The sequence below is a fragment of the Vibrio sp. 9-16B-A1 genome, from assembly GCF_056726165.1.
Window position 1 is genome coordinate 144,089 of sequence record NZ_JBSDZD010000012.1, and the last position, 19,603, is coordinate 163,691.

Here is a 19,603-nt window from a genome sequence, read left to right on the forward strand (position 1 = left end):
CTCTACTGCTGTTGATTGACTTTACCCGTGGTAGGGTCGCCGTGCGGATGGTCATGGCTGTTATAGATTTCCCTGTCCTCCGCCATTGAGCGCACGCCATCAGCGATATCACCAGTACTCTTTTGGTTCCCGTCATGCTCGATATCCCCGACCATGACGATTTTTGGTGACTCAATGCGAAACTGATCCTGTGCTACCAGATCCACCTGGCCGTTAACAAAACCCGAAAGAAGGTGGTTCTTCATATCGTATTTAAGCCAGCTGCCATCCGGGAACTCGCGGTAAAACAGGTTAAGATCTTGCTGAGGCTGGTCGAACTGAGTCTGATTCAGGCTGGCAACAATCACCCCACCCTGAGAACGGAAAGGCCGGATAACCATGACCTGCTCGCCTTTCTGATGCGGATGCCAGTCTTTAACCTGGGCAGCATGACCAACATCCGAACGCAGCCAGTCACTGGTCCGGTTCTCACCAAACCGAACTTTGTAACGCAGCGGATTGGCCTGTACCTCTATGATGGTGCCAAACTGGATCATCTCGCAGAGGTACCTGATTAGCTGGGCCTGAGTAAGCTCCATCAGAAGTCCTCATCTACCGTGAAGTAGTCATCCTCGTTGCCAAACCCTATCTCTGGTGCCTGAGAGGCTGCGATGCTTTCTGGCAGTTCTTCTGGTCCGGTTGGCAACCAGTCAATTTCACCCGCCAGATCAAACGGGCCGACACGGCATTCAGCAATAAACCAACCATCCGGCGCTTCCTGCTGCTGAGACGTGGAAACAGACAAAAGGGAGATATTGCCGAACTCGCTTGAGCCACAGAACTCCCGCCACTGTTGCAGGAAGTCCAGCTCAGCCTGCTCTACCTCCTCCCCTTTGGCAGAGGCACCGCAATAGATGCGGCCGATAACCAGCAGCTTAACGTAGGTGTTATAGATATCGTTCGGGATCTCTCCGGTGTAAATCACCGTTAAAACGCCTCCTTCCAGATCCCGATTTTTGTACGCGCTCCGGTCCTGCCAGTTGCGTGTTACCTCTCGCTCAGGATGTTTGTTTTTAAACCCGGCCAGAACGCCATTGATGATGGTGTTTATATTGCGATCTTCCTGTGCCATTACAGGCTCCTTAATCCGATACTGCGTAAGGCCAGTTTTACTGACGCATTCAGAATATCCGCGACTTTATCTGAGTTCTGATCCGCGGCGCGGTCATAGAAATCGTTAGGGGATGTGCCGTTTCTGGCGACAGACCTGGCAATCATGAACGCCAGATCCCGCTGGTTGTGTTTGGGGTTATGCGGCTGCAGTCTTTTTACCTTTACCCAGTCCATAACAGACTGCAGTGGCGGCATCCCCTGAGGGCCGGTACCAGAAACCACCCACTCGTTATAATTGAGGTTACTTGTGATGAGCCTTTGCAGGTCGCCAACCACATTGCTTCGGATAGAATGCGTTAATGTGGATTCCGCTTTCGGAGTTTCTTCTCTCGCAGTGCGGGATACTTCCGAACCGGCACGCTTGATCCCTTGTCTGAGATAAGCTGTTAATGTCGCCGGAGCCTCTCTGAATGCTTCATCGAGAGCGGACGTATCAACGGAAATGCCCAGTTCACGCATCTTTCACCTGGCGGATAAACTGTTCCATCAACTGCTGATGAACCGCAGCCGGCGTGCCGTTTTTCGCTTCACCACCAACACTGTTCCGGACCGAAACCGTTTTGTTCAACTGGTGCACCATGATGTATTTCACTGCTTCTGCCAGACAGCGCAGTAACAGCAATGGTTCCAGTTCTGCCGGCAGCAGAATCTGATCATCACGGATTGTCCGCGCCGCATAGTAGGTATAGGTCAGGTCACGACCACAGCTGAGCAAAGTACTTTGAGCCGGGAAATGAGAGAGCTGAACAGCAAATCCTTCGTCCTGCTCGAGCTTGTAGAGTTTCGGCAGCTTCTTCGGATACCCTTCCTGCCACGGCTGGAGACTGGAACGGACCGTCTGACCATACAGAACATTACAGATATCAATAAAACCGGCCGGAGCAGGATAAACCAGTTGGCCAGGTATCAGGATGATCGTTGAGATCTTCTTCTGGGGCCGGTACCGGCTCAAATCAGCCAGAGCCGTAGTGATGATCTGCTCTTCCATTCTTGAAACCAGTTCGGCGCTGTCCATCAGCGCCGACTGCAGTTGAGTGGTCAGTTCACTCAAAGTCATAAGCCACCCCGCAATGCATAACCTGCGATACCAATAGCCAGCCCCAGCAACATCCAGATAAGATCACGGTTGTACTGGGTTTTGATATTGGTACCACCCTGGTTCTGCTCCAGAGGGAGAACCCGCTTTTCAAGGCTCTCAATGTCGCGGTTCTGCCGGCCTACCTGAGATTCGAGGTTATTGTGCTTAGTCTGAAGCTCAACCATCTGACGCATCAACTCGGTTTGCTGCTGCATGCATTCACGCATTTCACTCCGGAACTCAGCGAACTCTCCCCGGGAGATACCACGTTCAGCAACATCAGCGCCCATCAATACCTCCGGTAAGCTGTTTGCCTTTGGTTACACTTCCCTGACTGCTGCCAAGCCAGAAAGCAACAGCGGTACCAAATGCACCGAGAACTGTACCCGCTATCATGATCAACACCTGAGCATAGTCTTTCGGTGGTTCTCCGATATATAGAGCTACAAACATACCACTGACCATCAAAGCAAGAATGATCGTCAGGGCCCATGGCATCCAGTGATCTTTATGCTGTTTTCGGGCGTCCTGTGTATCCGCCATCTTGGCTTGCTCATGTCCGAGCAATAACCCTGTTTCCTGAATCTTAAGCCTGCGTAGTTCTACCCGCTCTTCGCTCTCCATCTCTTTAATTTTGAGCAGCGCATCAGGGTTTGCCTTAAGCTCGGCTTCTATCGCTTCTGGTGTCGGTTCTACACCCAACTTATCGGCAATCAAAGCCGCAACACCGGCACCTGCTGGCCCACCAACCAGCCCCCCAACCAGAGGGGCTGCTTTTGCCAGCATGGATTTAATCGTATCCCACATGGCCTGTTACTCCTGGTTTGTCTTACGCGCTGCCAGTTCATCCTGGATGGCAGCGATTTTGACCTGGTTACCGCCTGCATCCAGAAGTGCCAGGTTCAGGTCTTCGTCATTCAGCTCTTTCAGTGAAGCCACAAACGCTTCAGGGCTGAAGTTTCGCTCAGCTTCACGAACAGCTAGCTCATTGTCGATATACTTCAGCAGGGTTTTACGCTTTTCAGACTCTTGCTCAAGCTCGGCCATGCGGCTCAGTTCTGCATCAGTCAGCTCGGAAACAAACGGGGTGATTGACGCAATCGGCTGCTCAAGCAGCTTCAGGAACACCTGGTCCTGAACTTGGCCAGCATCTGCCGTATTGGGGTTTTCAAAGTGAATAACCGACAGACGGGCAAACGCACCCGGTGCCACTTTCACTGTGCCAAAGAATCGGTCCGACTCTTCAAAGTTGATGTAGAAGATCTTAAGCCCGCGGTTAATTTCAGGCGTAGCTGGTGCAAAGCGCGCATCCACTTCACGGGTTTCACCGGGCAGAACTGTACGGCCACCGATGTTCACTGACTGGTTGCTGTTGTTGGTATAAGGCGTCAAAATCATGGGGATTACCTTCTGAACAAATAGAAAAAAAGCCCCAGACCCTGGGGCAAAGTGTACGACTATCGGCTTGAAGCTGAGTAGAACAGTACGCTGGTAAACCGGTTACGAATCGGTTTAGGACAGTGAATAGCGTTGTATTCTTCGGCGTAGGCTTCCTTACCACCTTTAAGCTGGCCATTAGCGTCTCGCGCCTCCTGCATTTCGCTCAGTGTGTAAGGCTTAATGATTGAGTACGTGAGCGTGCCACGCTGCCCCATCAGAATACGCTCATCACCCAGGTGGGTTGCTGGTGCATTGGTGGAGTAAGACGGCAGTGCTTTCACAGATTCCAAATCACCCTGCGCGTTGGTGTTTGAACCATCACGGCGCATCGATGCCACAAACTGCTCGGCATTGGTACAGGTGTCATTCAGGGTATTGGACATCAGCAGGAAGTCCGGGGTAACAAAGCGGTCATCTTTCATAATCGCTTTACGACGGCCAATCGCCTGGATCAGCTTGTTGTAGTGCTTCTCTGGCGCCATACCGTTTGGTACGTCGCTGTCTACCTTCTGGATGTTGGTCGCGTAGCTGTAGCTGAGTTTCGCGCTTGATGCGGTCACGGCTTTTGGAGCACCACTTTCATCAACCAGAACAAACTTACCCAGGTTGAACGAGTTCACCACATAGTAGGTACCCGCGTCTTGCTTACCGGAACCATCGAATGGCTTAACTTCAGCGCCATCAATGGTCAGTACAATCGGATTTTCCATAGCACCGATGGTATTGCCCTGCAGATCAAACTGCTGATGCTGAGCAACCACCGGGAAGTGAGCTGACTTAAACGTAGCGGCCCCCTGCAGTTGCGATGCAATGTCTTCATCTGTCTCATCTGCAGCCAGGAATGAGTCCGCAACACGCTGCATGGTGTTCAGGATACGGCGGGCAACCAGTTCCTTGATGATGCGGCTTGCGGTAGCCACATTGCGACCCCAGGCATCCCAGTTAATGGCTGAAGACTTGGAAAAGTGAAGCAGCTCGTTTGAAACTTCAAACGCGACCTTCATTGGCAATACATAAGCCAGATCCATACGCTGCGAGTTCTTCACTTTTGGAATGGTACCGTGCTCGAACACAATGCCATCTCCCATCACAGCAGACACATCACGCTGTTCGTATGGGATATTGGTGGTTGCTGCCGCGCTGAAATCGGTCAGTGTCTGAACCAGCTGCAGAACATTCAGATCAGACAGGGCTTCACGGATCACTTCACGCTGAACTGATACCGGCAACTCAGTATCTGCAATAACGTTCGCACTGCCCTGACCAGACAGCATCAGACGCTCTGCATGGATTTGGCGGTGATGCAGGCGGTCAAATTCCGCCAGTACCTGACGGGCAAAAACGGGCAGGTCGTTCTCTTCTACCAGGCTCAGCTGGCCAAGGGCAAAGGTATTGGTGTTACGCAGGTTACCGTGAATTTGCTCCTGCAGTTGCAGACTTTCACGCTGCTGATCCGGAGTCTGGACAACCTGACCTGTCGTGCTGCCAAATCCAAGACCTGAAAGCTGAATGGAAACCATCTTCTGGTTACCGTGAGCCACCTGGTTTTCTGCAAGTCGGGTAACCTGCTCATCGGTCATTTCGGCAGTGATCAGGTCACTGCTTTCCTTCAGCTCTTTCTTAACGTCATCACTCAGGCCTTCGGCGCCGTCGATTGCATCAGTGAAGATTTTGACCTTAGCAGCCAGCTTCTCTTTTTGTTCAGCTGCTGCCTGTTTAGTTTTAGCATCCTGCTCAGCAAGAATGCGGAGTACATCCGATTCATTGACGCCGTTCAGGTTAATAACCGGCGTATCTGCCGTGCCCGATTCAGAAAGCTGTTTTGCAACAGACTGGAACTGTTCGCTCAGCGCTTTGGCCTGCGCTTCATCACTGACACCGGTCAGCGAGTCGGTCAGCAGTTTGACCATGGCAGCATGCTGCTCCGCTGTCAGTTTCAGACCTTTCAGCTGCTTTTCAAACAGCTCGATAAGTTGTTTCCACATGGTTTGACGTTCCTCAGAGAATTTTTGAGCAAGAGACTCGGAAAGATAGGTTGGGCAATCGTGAAGGCTTCCTTCACTGAGTTCGATTTTGTCCAGGTTCTTAATACAGGGACGGGTCACCAGACCGGCACCAAGCAGAGTTGGGCCAAACTGGCGGTATTGCCCTTCACCATCAGCCTCATTGCTGACATAGTTCGGATGAATTTCGGCGCTCAGATATTTGAAGCCTTCCTTTAAAACCTTGTTAACGCCCAGTTCGTACCACTCCACCTCTGCACGTAAACGACCACGGTCGGTAAACAGGCGTCTTACCACCGCCCCTGCACCATTCTCAGGCTGGTGCGCTATATCGATGTTGATCTCCTGACCATAAGCATTCTCATTGAAGTTCTGGATCATGGAGTCAAACATCGACTGGGTCAGTTCAAACTCGCCGTATCGGGGGTCATTAAATTTGCCGGTTCGGGTAATTGTGACAACAGTACGCTTGCTGCAGGTATCCACCTTTACAGCATCAGAGAGCAGGTGGATTACACCTTCAGGTTGAGATGATGAAAGAGCCAGTATCACACCGGCTGCGAGAAGTGTTTTACCCATGCAGTCTGTTTCCTTTGCGCTAAAACAAAAAAGCCCCTGAACAAGTCAGGGGCTCGGTCGCCATCAATATCGCAAGGATGTCAGCGGCGGGGGGGCGTTGGGAGGGATTACACTATGTAGTATGAGACGAAACACACAAAATAAATTCACACCGCTGCCATAAACATGACTAATCAACTAGCATACAGCATACAACAAATCAAACAGAACTCTAAATGGGCAATGGAAATAAAGCATCATCAAATAACTTAGAGATAATGCTATCTAAAACAAATCTTGAACTAGCGCGCTCAAATGAGACACTAATAGCTCTTGAGGAAGCGGCAATAGAACAAACAAAACTATCAAACAAGATTGCAGTAAGCGCAAACAAAATATCAGTAATCGCTGCAATAACATCCATTGTAAGCATAATACTGGCATCTGTTAGCATATTTACAAGTGTAGCATTGCACCGAGAAAACCTTAACTTCTCATCTGCGTCAATAAAATATGACAAGTTAGATAACTCAACCATTGAGATATTATCCGCCACAACTGCCATTGGAAAAACAAGTCCATTCATGGAAATATGCAAAGGCGAAACCAATCTGAACCCAGATATATTTAAAAGCAATCATGACTGGTCAAGCAAAAAATGGAACAGCTTAACCAGAAAACAAGTCAAAGAACAAACAATTGATATCGGCGAGTATACTAAATCTATTTTTTCTGAAAAACCAGCCCTTTACAAAAAATTAGAACCACTTGTAAAAGAAGACCCCCTTCTATATCACTTGGTCACGTCACACCGACCACCTAGCCAAGAAGAAATTCAACGAATCCTTGAACTAAACTTGCTATACATATATTTAAATCAAGCAAACAAACAGATACCAATCGAAACTATTCAGCTTATGTTTGATGTAATTGAAATACCAGAAAGCGAAGTAGAACTAAACTCTTGGCTGACAAGAGAAATTGATTCCGTCGAATCACAGATGACAATGTGGCGACTCAACAATTACATAATCGCCGCAACCTCCATGCACAACATAATAAAAGAGCTATCATTCGAAGATGTCAATCAAAATAGAATGCGGGAAATGGTTAGCTTTGAATTAAAAAACAACTCACGCAACCTCAGCGCAATGCAAGTAATGTTTAGACATATCCCCGACATTTGCCACCCCAATATGAAAAAAATTAACAGGAGTGGTGAATTATATTTATTGCATTTGGATTAAGTTCAAACGACGATGCTAGTTATAATTACTAGCACGTCCGCTTACCATACTAACCGTTCAGCACCTTAACCCATCGCTTACAACGGCACAATGCAGTACCTTCATGGATCTTGACACACCGCGAGCGAATGACCCCCTCACGGTCACAAATTCGGTGACCACATACGCAGGTAACAGTCTTGGTTTGGAGTTGGGATGGATGTTGTGAAAGTTTTTCTGCCGTATTCATTATTATCTCCTAGCTTGCCTGGCTCATAGTCCTTCAGCCTTATTACTGACGTAGATATTATATCTGAACTTACATCCCTATAGTTGCCCATTTTTTCGGCACGTTAGAGGGCATCAACATCAATTCCCTTATGCCTGAAGCCGGGTTCAAGATATTTCCACGGGGTGGCCAGCATGGACTCTTTCAACAGACCTTTATCGAATGCGGCGACTTTCTTATCGTGCCCCAATACTGCTTTTTTACCGGCATGACTCTGATGCTTCAGCCAGTCCATACAGCTTTTGTCGCCGAGTTTATCCGCTTCTGTCACTTCATCGACAAACACAACCTGCTCATAACTGAGGGTGTTCGGGTGCGCAGGCCATGGGCTTTTCCCTTTGGGGTACACACCTTTCCCGAGACCATATAAGTTCACCCTGGCATGCATATCACAGATATCCGGGCGCGGATGATTGGGGCTGAGTTTAAATTTGGTGCCTACCACAAACTCGTCTTCAAAGGCCGCGTTCTGGAATGCGACACCATGAGCCCGGTTTATCTCGGTACGCATCACGCGCTTAATCTGATAGTACGGCGCCCCTTCATCCTGCATCAGCGTCTCGGCCATAACGCGCTGCAGCTGAGCTGAATCTGCCAGCTTCTGACGTTCCTGAATATCAGCGGGTACCGGCTGACTTCGGCGCTGAAAATCCTGAGCAGCCTCTGCAGCGGAATTAGCCAGAATAACCGCTCTTTCTACTGCTGTACTCACCACATCGTGAGCCTGGCGGTTGATCCGCCACAACCGGTCACTAAGCCGTAAACCGTCCTTCTGATTTATAGTTCGGACTGACAACACCGCGGCATCGATAGCGCCCGATACCTTTTCTGCTGCAATACCGGTTGCAAATGTGTTCCCGCCGTTTTTCGCCGCTTCCACCACATAGCCCTGCACCATTGCTGACTGAGTTTGATTTAGCTGCTGCAGCATATCTTCTATCTGGCGGGTTACTTGGCTGAGCATGGAAAGACGAACCTGGCCTAATTCATCGGCAGACTGAGAAACCAGAACCTGAATTTCAACCAGGGTAGATTTGTACAGTTGCTCAAGCTCTGCCATCGCGGCGCCATCGAGTTCATTTGTTGCCCGTTCCGCCGCTTTCATTGCCCGGCGGATTGTCGCTTTGACCTGAGTACGGTTGTTATCGCTCATAGTGATCACCCATTACTGATTGACGTTGCACTTTCCCCTTTGGGCTGATTGCCCGGGGTAATACTGACTTTCGATGAATTAGGCTCGTGATACTCGGGGTATGGGTCTGAACTGTTTCGTTCATCATCCCGCATGCTTTCAGCGCGCTGAACATCCACTCCTGCAGACTCCCACGCCAGTTTTCTTGGCAGGCCAAGAGCCTGATATTTGAGCGCCAGGTCTGCTCGCTGGTTTTTGGTGTCAGTCATACGCTCTACAAACTGGATCTGGAACTTGTATGAGTCTGGATTTAAGCCGGCCAGCAGCAACTGCAGCCTGAATCCGTCCTGGTACGCATAAGCTAATGCATCCTGCAGAGCGTCGATCTCTTCGTAGTAGTCCCGCTTCAGGTCTTCCAGGACATCCCGGGCCAAGTCATCAACATAACCAAACAGGCCTTTAGGGGCCGGGGCTCCGGAAAAGAAGGCATCAACCAGCAGCGATATATCGCCTATCTGATCCATATTGGCATCACCACCCACCGCGGTCACGGTGAGCTTGTTACCATAGAAATCCGTTGCTATTTCTCCGCTTTCACCTTCAACCCGCTCACGGTATTCATTCAGGGCATTGGTATCTGCACCTTCCAGCGAATGAGCCAGTTTTTGTGGTGCCCGGGTCCGGCGGCGGATAACCAGGTCTTCTTCTGTCATGGTCAGCTTTTGCCAGATAGTCCGGCTGGCGTCCATATAAGGGCGCCCCATGCATCCCATGTCATCGAAGTTATCAGGGTCAAGGCGGGAAAGAGTGAGCTGCCACAATGGAAAGGTACACAGCTCCTGCCAGCTGATAGGGTCTATCTGCCGGTATGCTTTCTTCGGGTCTTTAAAACGACCTGTCTGATCGACTATCGGAATAATTGTCTCAGTAGGCATCCGGATAGCACTGACGACCTGACCAGCTTCATTGATCACCCATTGCAGTGGCAGGTTTCCTTCCTTTGCCATGCCCCCCGCATCACTCATCAGCTTGGCCCGATTATCAAGCTGCAGACGGGTAACAAACTGACCCCACAGTTTGGTGACTCGCTTATTCTCCTTCCCTACCCAGTGGAGTTTTAGGCCACCTTTCGTCGCGTCTCTCGCTATCCGGCGATGGATTTTCTTAACCCGGGGATCGATTTTATCCATGTGACGCAGAGTGATGATTGCTGCTCTCAGGTTTGGGTCACACTGCATCTGCTCATACAGATACTGAACTGAACGTTCAGGATCCGCGATATGACCAATTTCAGTAGAACGGGCTCCCTCCTGGTTGCCAGATGTATTTGGTGCAGAAGAAAGAGGCTTGTTTCTGATCGCCGCCCAAATACGAGACGCTATGTTCATGTCAGGTTCCTTAACAAATTGAGGTTACTCGGCGCCCCAAGCAACTGATCGCGGGTTCGGTGATTGATGGTGATAATGCTCGGTACCGGTGCGGAACCCTGAGTCACTAACGCCCAGTGTGAAGCCATGTGAGCATCAAAAAGATCATCGCCTATGTTCTTTTTCACCATCTGATAACTGCTGTAACTGCCCGCTTTTACCAGGCTGGGTTTGATGTTTTTGAGCTGCCTTGGCAGGTTGGCGTAATCCTCTACCTCGGGGTCGCCCTCCCGGTAATCCACATACGGCAGAACCATCTGCCGGTTGTGATAGGCAGAACGCAGGCTTTGTGCCATCTGGTGTTTAGCCATTCCCTCAAAGCGAAGTGGAGAAAATGCCCACTCAGGCCAGGTGGAAGATGTGCTTTCTCCTCCCCCTATCGCCCTGCGGTCTGTTTCAGTGAGACCCTGTTCAAAAAGATCATCGTTAACCTGAGTCAGCAACCCAATGCCAAACGCATCCCCTATCGCATAATCAGGCCGGAAGTATCGCCAGAATCCGACCAGATCCTTTCGAAGCACGCCTTCATCAGTCCCCGGGTGCCAGGTCTTACAAAATATGACGACAGAGAACATCCCTACCTGTTCTTCAACAACCAGCGAGGAACGGGAAGAAGCCAGATTTTCACCGTGGCCGGTATGGTCATAACCAAATGAGAGAACACCGCGCTTTTTGTACCGGGTATAAGGTTCGGGGCAAACCGGCTCATGACCGATTCTGGCACCAACCTGAATGGCGTAACGAATGTACTTTTCCCAGATGAGGTTTTTTGCAGCTACGTTGATGCAAAGCAGCTGGCGTATGTACTCATCCTCCGGAAGCTGCTTACGCATCGACATAATGAACTCTTCGTTCAAAATGCCGAGTTCAATCCCCAAATAACAATCTACGGTCGGCAGGCAGTGGTATTCGCCAGAGTCAATCAGCCCACTGAGAACATCAGCCCCTTTAAATACACCGGTAGTCCTTATCTGAGGCTTGTTAACCGCTTTCTTACTTGCACCAAGACGGCGGCTGGAACCCATCATTAGAAGGAATCGGCCATACAAACGATCCGCATCAAGGTCGTCCACCTCTTCCAGAGATGCCCAGGTCAGGTCACCGCCATCAACGTTCGCCATGATCCCGTAAGCCCGGGCTTTTGAACGGTTCGAAAACTCATAGTAGGTATCAGCCAGCTGCTTCCGGCCAGACTTGTAAGCAATGTAACCACTGAGAATATCGGAACGGCGTATAGCATCGAGGTGATAACTGAGATTGACCAGGCTCTGAGCTTCCCGCGGGGCCACTATCCCCCCTTCCTGATCACAATGAACAGCGTTGTGTTCAAGCAGGTACATTTCTTTAACTGCAGTTTTTCCGGTTCGCCGGCAGCTGTTATCGACCGTGTTGGGGAAAGTGTCCATTTCCTCCATCTTCAACAGCTGCATGGGGTCCAGTTCTACGTTATGTACGTGTTTGTGCCACATACCATGATTGCCGGCGTAGCGTTGGATCTCTTTTTCGGCCAGGCTTTGAATTTCAATCCGCTGCGATGCAGTTATCCGCTCAGCCATCATTCACCTCTGTGAAATCCGCATCTTCCGCGCCATGTTCCTGGTTGTGCTCAATCAAGATCTCGTCACTTTGAACACGCTGACGTGAACGGGAAATCAGCTCTCTGAGACCTGACATATCCTCCGTCATCTTGCGCTGGTACTCGAGTGCTGACTCTTTCTCTTCTTCCTGGTCGATGGTTCGGCCCATCTCAATCCCCTGGTCTACCTGAACCTTAGGAGTCATATTCAGATCAGACATGGAGAGGTTGTTTTTACTTAGCATATCGAGCATGGGTTTGAGCAGAGGGTGCGCTTTGACTTCCTCAATCGTCTGCATCTGGCCAGAATCGTCTTTATACCGACCGATATGAAAGCCACCTTCCTTGTCAAAGTCGTAAACCGGATTTCGCAGCGCTACCCCATCAGCCACGATGGTCTGCATCATGTCCTGAAAGATTGCGGCCAGATTGGCCTGATTAATGGCATGTATTTCGGTAAGTTTGGAAGGATCACCCGACTGAAACGCTATCAGGTGCTGCATCATCAACTCTGTTCGCTTCATGCACGCCGGCTGTGCCTGGCAATATGCATGGTCAACATCACAGGTATCACACTGCGGATATTTCCCGGGCCTGGCAGGGAAAAACAGAGCAGTTTTAGCATTGGCCCCATGCTTCATGGCATTAAAGCGGCTCACGGCCCGATCACTCACTGCAGCCAGATTGGCAGCAGAACGCGCTTTACCTTCTGTTGTCTTCGGGCCGGTCGCGGCCAAAACTGCACAGAACTGCCCAACCTCCCAGGGGACTTGCTGAACCTCGCTCTTACAGCCAGTACATTTTGCAAAATAGCGGAATGGATGCGCCCGTTTAGGCTCATCTTCTACTCGTTCTGGTACTGCCCGGAATGTGTATTGGCAAGCTGAGCACTTGAAAGTGACCATCTCACGGGGCGTGTTAGCGGATTTATCACTCATGCCACTAACCTACGGGTTTACAGATGTTTTTAAGAGGGGCTGATAACTACGAACTAAACGCAGCAGACGGTTACACCGGGTATCGGATGGGGAGCGCCCCATCAACTTCTGCAGTTGCTTTTTCACCACGGGCTTAGGAACGCCAGACACTAAAAGCTCGAAAAGAAGAATGCCTTCAAGATGATTGGGCCAGTTCACATAAGCTGGCACATAAATCCGAAACTGCCGGCGGTTTGGGCGACATGCTACCGCGTGAAGTGTTTTCCAGATGAAGCGGTATTGCTCAGAACTTACCGTCACGTAGATTTCAAAAAAGGCTGCAGATAGCGTTTGTGCATCAAGCCAGGTTTCAAACTCTGCCTCATCCATTTCTCTGATTTGGTCCGGAAGATCCGGAACCATAATTCGAAGCTGTCTTTCAGCCCGAAGGGTTTCCAGCCTGGACCACAGAGTTAACCAGAGCTCTGGTCCCAGATGATTGGCAATAGCTTTCCAGTGTTCAGCCAGCGGCAAACATGCCATCGCTTTTTGAAGCTCAGAGGCGCTTAACGAAAGTTCAAAACTGGTGCAGTTATCCGGGTACCCACCTCCCCCTGAGCACAGGCACTTATCTCTATGCCGAGCCCCCACCCCATAGGCATCTATCTGGTGATCAGTAAGAATGGGTAAAGATTTTAGAATTGAGCTGCACATTTCCTAACCATCCATGAAAACTACATTGAGTAATCACAAGGGCTCGGACACCACAGCTAATATCTGAACTGCACAATCTGACAGTATGTGCAGGTGGTGACGAATGTCACACTTACGGGTTTGCTCGTTATTATTAACAGTTCCCTAACATCGCAAAATCGGCCGCCAACACCCATTATATCTAAGTTTCGGAATAAAGTTAAAGACGGGTTATATGTGTTCTAGGACTTTGTGAGAGCTAGACACAGTTAATCATAGTATAGCCATATCACATGATCGCATAGACTGCACAAATGAGTTAGAGTGCATATCATAATAATTCGTTATAAACACACTAGCGTACGTTAAGTCGTAGAATCACAACAAAATCTAGAAGGTAGACAACTGATATGTCAGAAAGCCATCACAATCAATACGATGAATCTTTGAATGAGTTAAAAAAGAGCTATCAAGAGCATGTTTCAAGACTAGAAGATAAAGTTATAGCACAAAATAGCAACATCAGTGAAAGAGCCATTGACAAAACGATTAGCATCGTTAAGTTCATTGGGTTAGCACTGTCAGTATTAATTATATTAATCGCTTATGCTGGGTATCAAAATATAATGAAAAGTGCTAACCAAACTGTACAAGAAAAAGTAAACTTGTGGTTAAAGTTTGACAATAATGATTCACCCTTACACAAAGAAATCTTAGAAATTCGAGACCGGCAATTATTAGACTCACTCTACATAAGACATAAACGCGCAAAAATTGGAGGAAGAAGATTTTTTAAGTTATCAAAGGATGAACTGTCAGACCTTGTAAGAATAGCCAACAAAAAAGAGCTATCCTTAGCGGATTATTCAGACATCATGAGTATTTATGAGGCAAACTTTACGATGGGGATGAACATGCTTTATGGCGATTACAGATCAGAGCTATTTGTCAATATAATGACTGAGCCCGGACATATTGACCAAGCAATGAAGCAGCGTATTTTTATGGGTAAGTTTTCCCACGACATAAACATAATGGATATTGCAATCGAAATACTAGACAGCAATAGTGACCATTTAAAAAACGAAGCTCTTGATGTCTTGCTAAACACAAACAAAAGACTTGCTACAGAGTATATAGATAATAATTTCACAACTACTACGGACAAACATAGAAAACATGGAATGGCAATTTATTACGCGCAAGAAAGAATAAGATTAGATAAAGTAAAAGAATACGCAGAAGAGCTACTAAAAAGAATGGATGCAAATAACCACTGGTTAGTCAAGTACTTTGAGATTGCATTAGCTTTAGTAGATAACCCAAGTCATATCTACTTTGAAGAATCCACTCCTAATAACTTACAACTTCCCATCGAGCTTCTCAATAAAATCTTTGTTGCAGGAGCGTCATTTGAAATTAGTGACTTTGCCGATAAAGCAATTATACTTTCTTACCCAAACAAGACCTCAAGCCCTTTCATTCGACAGCTTGACATTGAGAAAATATATCTATCAGAAGGTATATTACAAGGACTGGCAATCATGAACTCCAACTCTCTACCCGCTCTGTCAAAAATAATAAACTCTCTAGAGATAATTGACAATGACGAATATCTGGTTACCATATCCCTAGAGTTAGGTGAGAATTCTAAAATCACTCTTAAGACCGGAGAAAACATAACAAAAGCCAATACTAAAGGGAAGTTATGGTTAACAACTAAGGATGTTCATCAGAATGAGTTAACCGTAATATACAGAGATGAGCTCGGCCAGATAAACAGAAAGCTAGTAGATAGCGCACATGATTTAGAAAACTCCATCTTCAGTTATACATTCAATAGGAATGAGCTACTTCAACACGCATACAGCAATATAGATACAATGTAAAAAATTAAGGTATGAGTCAATACAAACTAGACTCATACCAACCTCAACACCCGTAACCACCGCAAATCACATAATTAACATCACATTCATGCAAGAAGGCATAGGGTATATCACCTACCGTTAACAAATATCCAGCATAAGGGTTAAAAGACACTAAATCTCCCTTTTTAATCTCTTTAGCTGTTTTTCCAACTGACACCACATTTCCTTTGTTTATTGGCACTAATTTTTTAAACAACCTCCCCTCACCAATCCCACCCCTCTTTAACTCAATAAGAATCCAATCATGTAATGGCTTTATTTTCAAAGTATGCCCCCTTTCTTGATTTCATGAATCAGTCCAGTTACTGGCGTAGTAATTTTCCCTAATGGGTTACCATTATCAAGTATACTAGTCATCTTTCGCATTGATATATGAACGTATATCTCAGAAGTCTTTGGATCAGCATGCCCCATCAATGACTGAATCTGCAACGTAGAAGCATCAGACTCAGCCAATTCAGTACCAAATAAGTGCCGAAGAGCATGGGGATGAGCATACTCTTTAGGAACGCCAGCCCGCAAAGCATATTTCTTTATCATTCGGTCTACTGACCTAGGGGAGATTCGTCTAAGGTCCCCTCGATGCTCCCATTCAGGGATATGACGGTTCCTTACGTTCACAAATAGCACTTGGTCACCATCAGTAAGTAGCCTATCAATCAGCGATAACTCCGAATGACCGAGATACGCCTGTAGTAACAACATTGCTTCACACGGTACAGGAATCACTCGTTCTCTTTCTCCTTTCTCACTCACTCGTATTGCTAACCTGTCTGCCTGTTCGTACTGATACCAAATCAAATTTGACTCGTTTAATTCACACACCCCGCTAACTCTGAACCCACAACCAATCATTAATGACAGAATTGCGCAGTCCCGCAGGCCTGAAAAACTATCAAGATCAGGCTGGAAAAGAAGAGACTCAGCATTTTTGAGCCCCATGAACCGAGGCAGGCGCCGGCCAATCTTTGGATAAACCAGGTTTGCTGCAGGGCTGGTAGTGATCAAATTCCTTCTGGCCAGATAGTTATAAAAGCCACGAACTGCTGCTGCTGCTACCGCTACTTTACGTGATGCTGCGGAGTAACCCCGATGATGCAACCACCCACCAGAGAACTTCTCCAGGTCAGCAAGTGATGCAAGCTGAGTGCGGCCAGGCAGAAACTGCGTCAGAAGTACCAGCAACCCATGATACTTCTTCACAGTTCGGGAACTGCAGTTCTCGTTTTCCTTCTTCCAGGTCAGAAACTCCCTAATGAGATCGAGATCATCATTTTGAGACTGCATTTTGGTGGTAGGGGCAGAATTATTCATGGACTTGTGGAATCACCCTTGTAGAACTCACTAACTCCAGTATTGACGGGGCCTGCAGGCCAAAGGAGGGGTTAAAATAATCCATGGATCAACCCATGGATCAGGAAAAAACCCATGGAACAAAAAAACACCTGTATTTCCAACATGTGGAACTGCTCTCAATGCCTACTTTCTTCCTTAGTCTCTCTATCTCTCTCTTTTTTAATAAAAAAAGAAAGAAAAGAAAGAAAAAGCGGCGAAAACAACCAAAAACAGACTTGTGGAAGAAAAGACATAACCCATGGAAAAAACAGGGTGACCTGTGGAAGTCAGATTGAGGAAATACCAATAAAATCAAAGGGGAAAGCAGTGAGTCCCACAACTCCAGAGGTTAGCATAAAATCCTGTGCCCCCGAAACTTGCGCAGAGGCAAACGAGCCGTCATCTTTTTTTCACGCTCACAGCCTCAATCCGGGTGCCCCTATGCCTCTTCGGGGGTGCGGGGGAACAACCATCAGAAGAGAGAAGGCGTGTTTCTAATGCTGGGCGTCCCCTATAAGGGGGATACCCTTAATACCGGCCCTGGGACGCCCTCCTATGAGATTTTCAGCAAGATAAGAATACGTGTAGTCACAAAGGAGAAAGCTATGCGTAATCACGTACAGACACGCTCACTCGCGCAAATCATTAACGAGGTTTTGAAGAAAGAGGGTCACCGCTCAAACAACAGTGATGACTTAGGTGGTGATACTACGTGGGGGATTACTGAAACTACGGCGAGAAAGTACGGCTACCGGGGGTTGATGGCAGAGCTAACACAAGAGCAAGCCAGTGAGATCTATACCGCCCGGTATATCAAGGCCCCCAAGTTTGATGCTGTTTACGAACTAAGCCCTATTGTCGGTGAAGAACTGATAGATACCGGCATCAACATGGGTAAATCAGTCGCGGCGAAGTTCCTTCAGCGATGGCTGAATGCATATAACAACAAGCAAACCTACTTCCAGGACCTAATTGTTGATGGCCACATTGGCCAGGCCACCTTAAACGCGCTGCAGGCCTTTATTGCTAAGCGTGGTGATGAAGGACAGATTGTTCTCTGGAAGTCTCTCAATTGCAGCCAGGGGGCACGCTATCTCGATATAACCGAAGCCCGGGAAAAGAATGAAACCTTTGTTTATGGATGGATGAAAAACCGGGTTAGTTAGCCCAAAAACGGTTCCAAAACCCTCTCCTAACCTATTGATTTAATTACATGCGCTTGAGCTAAAGTGTATCACCAAAAAGCTCCAAAGTTGGCACTTTTTTATTTTATTCAATAGGTTAGGTGATTTTGAAGCCAGACTTGACATGGTAGGGGTCGGCGATTCGAGTTCGCCCGGACCCACCAAATTTTATAATGAAGCCCGCTTTGTGCGGGCTTTGTTGTATCTGGGCTTCCCTATCCTGCCTTCCTAACGAACCGAATAGACATTCATTAAAACGTATAGCAGAAATGCCTCTGATTTTGGCCGGTTCCAAAACTCACACCAGCGAAAGCTCTGCCGGCGGCACGGTAATCCATTGAATGTGCCCCTCCTTGTAAACCTTCGTGCTTCGTGAATCTGTGTGTGCTGCCCGGGCCTGAGGGTCATAGCCAGCTTTGTCAAACAGGTGGATACTCAGCGCCCTGATCTCATGAAATTGTAACCCTCCCTGTTTTAGTGGCATTCTAAATTAGAGGTTTTCCTGTTTTCATGCCTTGCTAAATACTCCCAGGGAGTCAGATCATTCAGTGATTCATGAGGGCGTTCATCGTTGTACTCCCTCATCCAGTTTTCCGTCAGTTCCCGGACTTCACTCAGTGTTTTGAACACATACATGTCCAGAACTTCTGTCCGGTACGTCCGGTTAAAACGCTCGATATACGAGTTTTCTGTGGGCTTTCCTGGCCGAATGAACTCAAGTTCCACCTTGTTTTTTTCTGCCCATTCAGCCAAAGCGGTTGAGATAAACTCTGGCCCATTGTCCATTCGCAGTTTTCCGGGATAGCCTCTCCAGGCAATGATACGTTCGAGAACCCGTATCACCCGTGGAGCGGGCAGATTCAGGTCCACTTCAATCGCGAGTACTTCACGGTTGAAGTCATCCACGACATTGAATGTGCGAAAGCGTCTGCCACAGTTCAGTGAGTCACTCATAAAGTCGATAGACCAACAGCTGTTGACCCAGTCCGGGCATATCAGGGGCGCGGGCTCGCGCTTGGGTAAGCGTTTTTTGCCCTTGCGGCGCATGTTCAGTTTCAGAGAACAGTAAACACGATGAACCCGTTTATGGTTCCATGCATGCCCCCAACGCCTGAGCACGGCAAATACCTTGCCAAATCCGTATGCAGGATACCGCTCAGTTACTTCCTGAAGTTTGGCTATCACCTCATCATCCCGGTGAGGATCTGGCCGGTAGCGATATACCGAATCACTGATGCCAACTGCGCGGCAGGCCATTCTCAGGCTGGTTTGGAACTGTTTGCGAACATAATCGACCAGTTCCCGTTTAACCGCTGGCTTTAGAGCTTTTTTTCCAGAATGTCTTTGACAATGCGATGCTCAAGGCTGAGATCAGCAAACATCTGTTTGAGCCTTCGATTCTCATCTTCAAGCTCTTTCAGGCGTTTCACATCCGATGCTTCCATACCACCATACTTGGATTTCCAGTTGTAGTAAGTCGCATCAGAGATGCCATATTCACGGCAAACTTCATTGACCTTTCGGCCTGCTTCCACTTCCTTGAGGATCCTGACGATTTGTGTCTCTGTGTAGCGTGATTTCTTCATCATGCGTTCTCCGTTTGTTTCAGTGTAAACGGAAAAGCTCTAATTACTAGTGACCAGTTTTTTGGGGAGGGTTACA

Annotated in this window: 20 protein-coding genes; 4 read left to right on the forward strand and 16 right to left on the reverse strand. The window is 47.9% G+C overall.

The genetic code is table 11. The features are described 5' to 3' along the window. Positions 1–2: 2 nt before the first annotated feature. Genes ACVB80_RS18485 through ACVB80_RS18520 form a run of 8 tightly spaced genes read right to left on the reverse strand, consistent with a single transcriptional unit; the run spans position 3 to position 6,252 of the window. Positions 3–578 carry a phage baseplate assembly protein V gene (locus ACVB80_RS18485; protein ID WP_481082766.1) on the reverse strand — a complete coding sequence of 192 codons (576 nt, stop codon included), beginning with the start codon at positions 576–578 and terminating at the stop codon, positions 3–5. Beyond that, entirely contained in the window at positions 578–1,111 is a 534-nt protein-coding gene (locus ACVB80_RS18490; protein WP_481082767.1) for a hypothetical protein, read from the reverse strand. The genes ACVB80_RS18485 and ACVB80_RS18490 overlap by 1 nt, the downstream gene beginning before the upstream one ends. Beyond that, positions 1,111–1,611 carry a hypothetical protein gene (locus ACVB80_RS18495; RefSeq protein WP_481082768.1) on the reverse strand — a complete coding sequence of 167 codons (501 nt, stop codon included), beginning with the start codon at positions 1,609–1,611 and terminating at the stop codon, positions 1,111–1,113. The genes ACVB80_RS18490 and ACVB80_RS18495 overlap by 1 nt, the downstream gene beginning before the upstream one ends. Then, positions 1,604–2,209, reverse strand: a complete 606-nt coding sequence (locus ACVB80_RS18500; protein WP_481082769.1) for a phage adaptor protein — start codon at positions 2,207–2,209, stop codon at positions 1,604–1,606. The genes ACVB80_RS18495 and ACVB80_RS18500 overlap by 8 nt, the downstream gene beginning before the upstream one ends. Continuing rightward, positions 2,206–2,520 (reverse strand): chromosome partitioning protein ParA, encoded by a 315-nt coding sequence (locus tag ACVB80_RS18505; RefSeq protein ID WP_481082770.1) that lies wholly within the window; start codon positions 2,518–2,520, stop codon positions 2,206–2,208. The genes ACVB80_RS18500 and ACVB80_RS18505 overlap by 4 nt, the downstream gene beginning before the upstream one ends. Then, on the reverse strand, positions 2,510–3,037 hold the full coding sequence (locus ACVB80_RS18510) for a hypothetical protein (RefSeq protein ID WP_481082771.1): 528 nt from the start codon (positions 3,035–3,037) through the stop codon (positions 2,510–2,512). The genes ACVB80_RS18505 and ACVB80_RS18510 overlap by 11 nt, the downstream gene beginning before the upstream one ends. 6 nt (positions 3,038–3,043) lie before the next feature. Next, complete coding sequence (locus ACVB80_RS18515; RefSeq protein WP_481082772.1) at positions 3,044–3,628, reverse strand: ABC transporter ATPase; 585 nt, start codon at positions 3,626–3,628, stop codon at positions 3,044–3,046. A gap of 59 nt (positions 3,629–3,687) precedes the next feature. Continuing rightward, a complete protein-coding gene (locus tag ACVB80_RS18520) occupies positions 3,688–6,252 on the reverse strand; it encodes a hypothetical protein (RefSeq protein WP_481082773.1) in 2,565 nt (854 codons plus the stop codon). A 215-nt stretch (positions 6,253–6,467) separates the two neighbouring features. Here ACVB80_RS18520 and ACVB80_RS18525 point away from each other — a divergent pair, with 215 nt between their 5' ends. Next, on the forward strand, positions 6,468–7,478 hold the full coding sequence (locus ACVB80_RS18525) for a hypothetical protein (RefSeq protein WP_481082774.1): 1,011 nt from the start codon (positions 6,468–6,470) through the stop codon (positions 7,476–7,478). Between the two features lie 332 nt (positions 7,479–7,810). Here the strand turns inward: ACVB80_RS18525 and ACVB80_RS18530 are convergent, their stop codons facing one another. From ACVB80_RS18530 to ACVB80_RS18550, 5 genes are all read right to left on the reverse strand, one after another. Then, on the reverse strand, positions 7,811–8,899 hold the full coding sequence (locus ACVB80_RS18530) for a hypothetical protein (protein WP_481082775.1): 1,089 nt from the start codon (positions 8,897–8,899) through the stop codon (positions 7,811–7,813). A 5-nt stretch (positions 8,900–8,904) separates the two neighbouring features. Beyond that, positions 8,905–10,266: a hypothetical protein gene (locus tag ACVB80_RS18535; RefSeq protein WP_481082776.1), complete on the reverse strand. Its 1,362-nt coding sequence runs from the start codon at positions 10,264–10,266 to the stop codon at positions 8,905–8,907. Then, positions 10,263–11,861, reverse strand: coding sequence for a hypothetical protein (locus tag ACVB80_RS18540; protein WP_481082777.1), 1,599 nt, complete (start codon positions 11,859–11,861; stop codon positions 10,263–10,265). Before ACVB80_RS18540 ends, ACVB80_RS18535 begins: the two co-directional genes overlap by 4 nt. Next, entirely contained in the window at positions 11,854–12,384 is a 531-nt protein-coding gene (locus ACVB80_RS18545; protein WP_481082778.1) for a hypothetical protein, read from the reverse strand. The genes ACVB80_RS18540 and ACVB80_RS18545 overlap by 8 nt, the downstream gene beginning before the upstream one ends. A gap of 444 nt (positions 12,385–12,828) precedes the next feature. Continuing rightward, positions 12,829–13,512: a hypothetical protein gene (locus tag ACVB80_RS18550; protein WP_481082779.1), complete on the reverse strand. Its 684-nt coding sequence runs from the start codon at positions 13,510–13,512 to the stop codon at positions 12,829–12,831. Positions 13,513–13,901: 389 nt separating this feature from the next. Here ACVB80_RS18550 and ACVB80_RS18555 point away from each other — a divergent pair, with 389 nt between their 5' ends. After that, positions 13,902–15,380: a hypothetical protein gene (locus ACVB80_RS18555; protein ID WP_481082780.1), complete on the forward strand. Its 1,479-nt coding sequence runs from the start codon at positions 13,902–13,904 to the stop codon at positions 15,378–15,380. Positions 15,381–15,423: 43 nt separating this feature from the next. On the opposite strand, the gene ACVB80_RS18560 is transcribed toward ACVB80_RS18555, so the two are convergent. Together ACVB80_RS18560 and ACVB80_RS18565 are read right to left on the reverse strand one after the other, a co-directional pair. Further along, entirely contained in the window at positions 15,424–15,687 is a 264-nt protein-coding gene (locus tag ACVB80_RS18560; RefSeq protein ID WP_481082781.1) for a GroES family chaperonin, read from the reverse strand. Beyond that, on the reverse strand, positions 15,684–16,736 hold the full coding sequence (locus ACVB80_RS18565; protein ID WP_481082782.1) for a tyrosine-type recombinase/integrase: 1,053 nt from the start codon (positions 16,734–16,736) through the stop codon (positions 15,684–15,686). Before ACVB80_RS18565 ends, ACVB80_RS18560 begins: the two co-directional genes overlap by 4 nt. 114 nt (positions 16,737–16,850) lie before the next feature. Here ACVB80_RS18565 and ACVB80_RS18570 point away from each other — a divergent pair, with 114 nt between their 5' ends. Next, positions 16,851–17,255, forward strand: coding sequence for a hypothetical protein (locus ACVB80_RS18570; RefSeq protein WP_481082783.1), 405 nt, complete (start codon positions 16,851–16,853; stop codon positions 17,253–17,255). A 107-nt stretch (positions 17,256–17,362) separates the two neighbouring features. Continuing rightward, entirely contained in the window at positions 17,363–17,923 is a 561-nt protein-coding gene (locus ACVB80_RS18575; RefSeq protein ID WP_481082784.1) for a glycoside hydrolase family 108 protein, read from the forward strand. A 492-nt stretch (positions 17,924–18,415) separates the two neighbouring features. On the opposite strand, the gene ACVB80_RS18580 is transcribed toward ACVB80_RS18575, so the two are convergent. Further along, positions 18,416–19,527 (reverse strand): IS3 family transposase gene (locus ACVB80_RS18580; protein WP_481081072.1). Its coding sequence is split into 2 segments (ribosomal slippage): positions 18,416–19,275 and positions 19,275–19,527, totalling 1,113 coding nucleotides; the frame shifts between segments, so codons are not numbered across the junction. Positions 19,528–19,603: the final 76 nt, after the last annotated feature.

Excerpts from the sequence above, each read along its gene's own strand:
- ACVB80_RS18500 (WP_481082769.1), bottom strand. The coding sequence starts at position 2,209 with ATGACTTTGAGTGAACTGACCACTCAACTGCAGTCGGCGCTGATGGAC.
- ACVB80_RS18540 (WP_481082777.1), bottom strand. The coding sequence starts at position 11,861 with ATGGCTGAGCGGATAACTGCATCGCAGCGGATTGAAATTCAAAGCCTG.
- ACVB80_RS18485 (WP_481082766.1), bottom strand. The coding sequence starts at position 578 with ATGGAGCTTACTCAGGCCCAGCTAATCAGGTACCTCTGCGAGATGATC.
- ACVB80_RS18530 (WP_481082775.1), bottom strand. The coding sequence starts at position 8,899 with ATGAGCGATAACAACCGTACTCAGGTCAAAGCGACAATCCGCCGGGCA.
- ACVB80_RS18490 (WP_481082767.1), bottom strand. The coding sequence starts at position 1,111 with ATGGCACAGGAAGATCGCAATATAAACACCATCATCAATGGCGTTCTG.
- ACVB80_RS18545 (WP_481082778.1), bottom strand. The coding sequence starts at position 12,384 with ATGCAGCACCTGATAGCGTTTCAGTCGGGTGATCCTTCCAAACTTACC.
- ACVB80_RS18510 (WP_481082771.1), bottom strand. The coding sequence starts at position 3,037 with ATGTGGGATACGATTAAATCCATGCTGGCAAAAGCAGCCCCTCTGGTT.
- ACVB80_RS18520 (WP_481082773.1), bottom strand. The coding sequence starts at position 6,252 with ATGGGTAAAACACTTCTCGCAGCCGGTGTGATACTGGCTCTTTCATCA.
- ACVB80_RS18495 (WP_481082768.1), bottom strand. The coding sequence starts at position 1,611 with ATGCGTGAACTGGGCATTTCCGTTGATACGTCCGCTCTCGATGAAGCA.
- ACVB80_RS18575 (WP_481082784.1), top strand. The coding sequence starts at position 17,363 with ATGCGTAATCACGTACAGACACGCTCACTCGCGCAAATCATTAACGAG.
- ACVB80_RS18525 (WP_481082774.1), top strand. The coding sequence starts at position 6,468 with ATGGGCAATGGAAATAAAGCATCATCAAATAACTTAGAGATAATGCTA.
- ACVB80_RS18535 (WP_481082776.1), bottom strand. The coding sequence starts at position 10,266 with ATGAACATAGCGTCTCGTATTTGGGCGGCGATCAGAAACAAGCCTCTT.
- ACVB80_RS18570 (WP_481082783.1), top strand. The coding sequence starts at position 16,851 with ATGGAACAAAAAAACACCTGTATTTCCAACATGTGGAACTGCTCTCAA.
- ACVB80_RS18555 (WP_481082780.1), top strand. The coding sequence starts at position 13,902 with ATGTCAGAAAGCCATCACAATCAATACGATGAATCTTTGAATGAGTTA.
- ACVB80_RS18505 (WP_481082770.1), bottom strand. The coding sequence starts at position 2,520 with ATGGGCGCTGATGTTGCTGAACGTGGTATCTCCCGGGGAGAGTTCGCT.
- ACVB80_RS18550 (WP_481082779.1), bottom strand. The coding sequence starts at position 13,512 with ATGTGCAGCTCAATTCTAAAATCTTTACCCATTCTTACTGATCACCAG.
- ACVB80_RS18515 (WP_481082772.1), bottom strand. The coding sequence starts at position 3,628 with ATGATTTTGACGCCTTATACCAACAACAGCAACCAGTCAGTGAACATC.
- ACVB80_RS18565 (WP_481082782.1), bottom strand. The coding sequence starts at position 16,736 with ATGAATAATTCTGCCCCTACCACCAAAATGCAGTCTCAAAATGATGAT.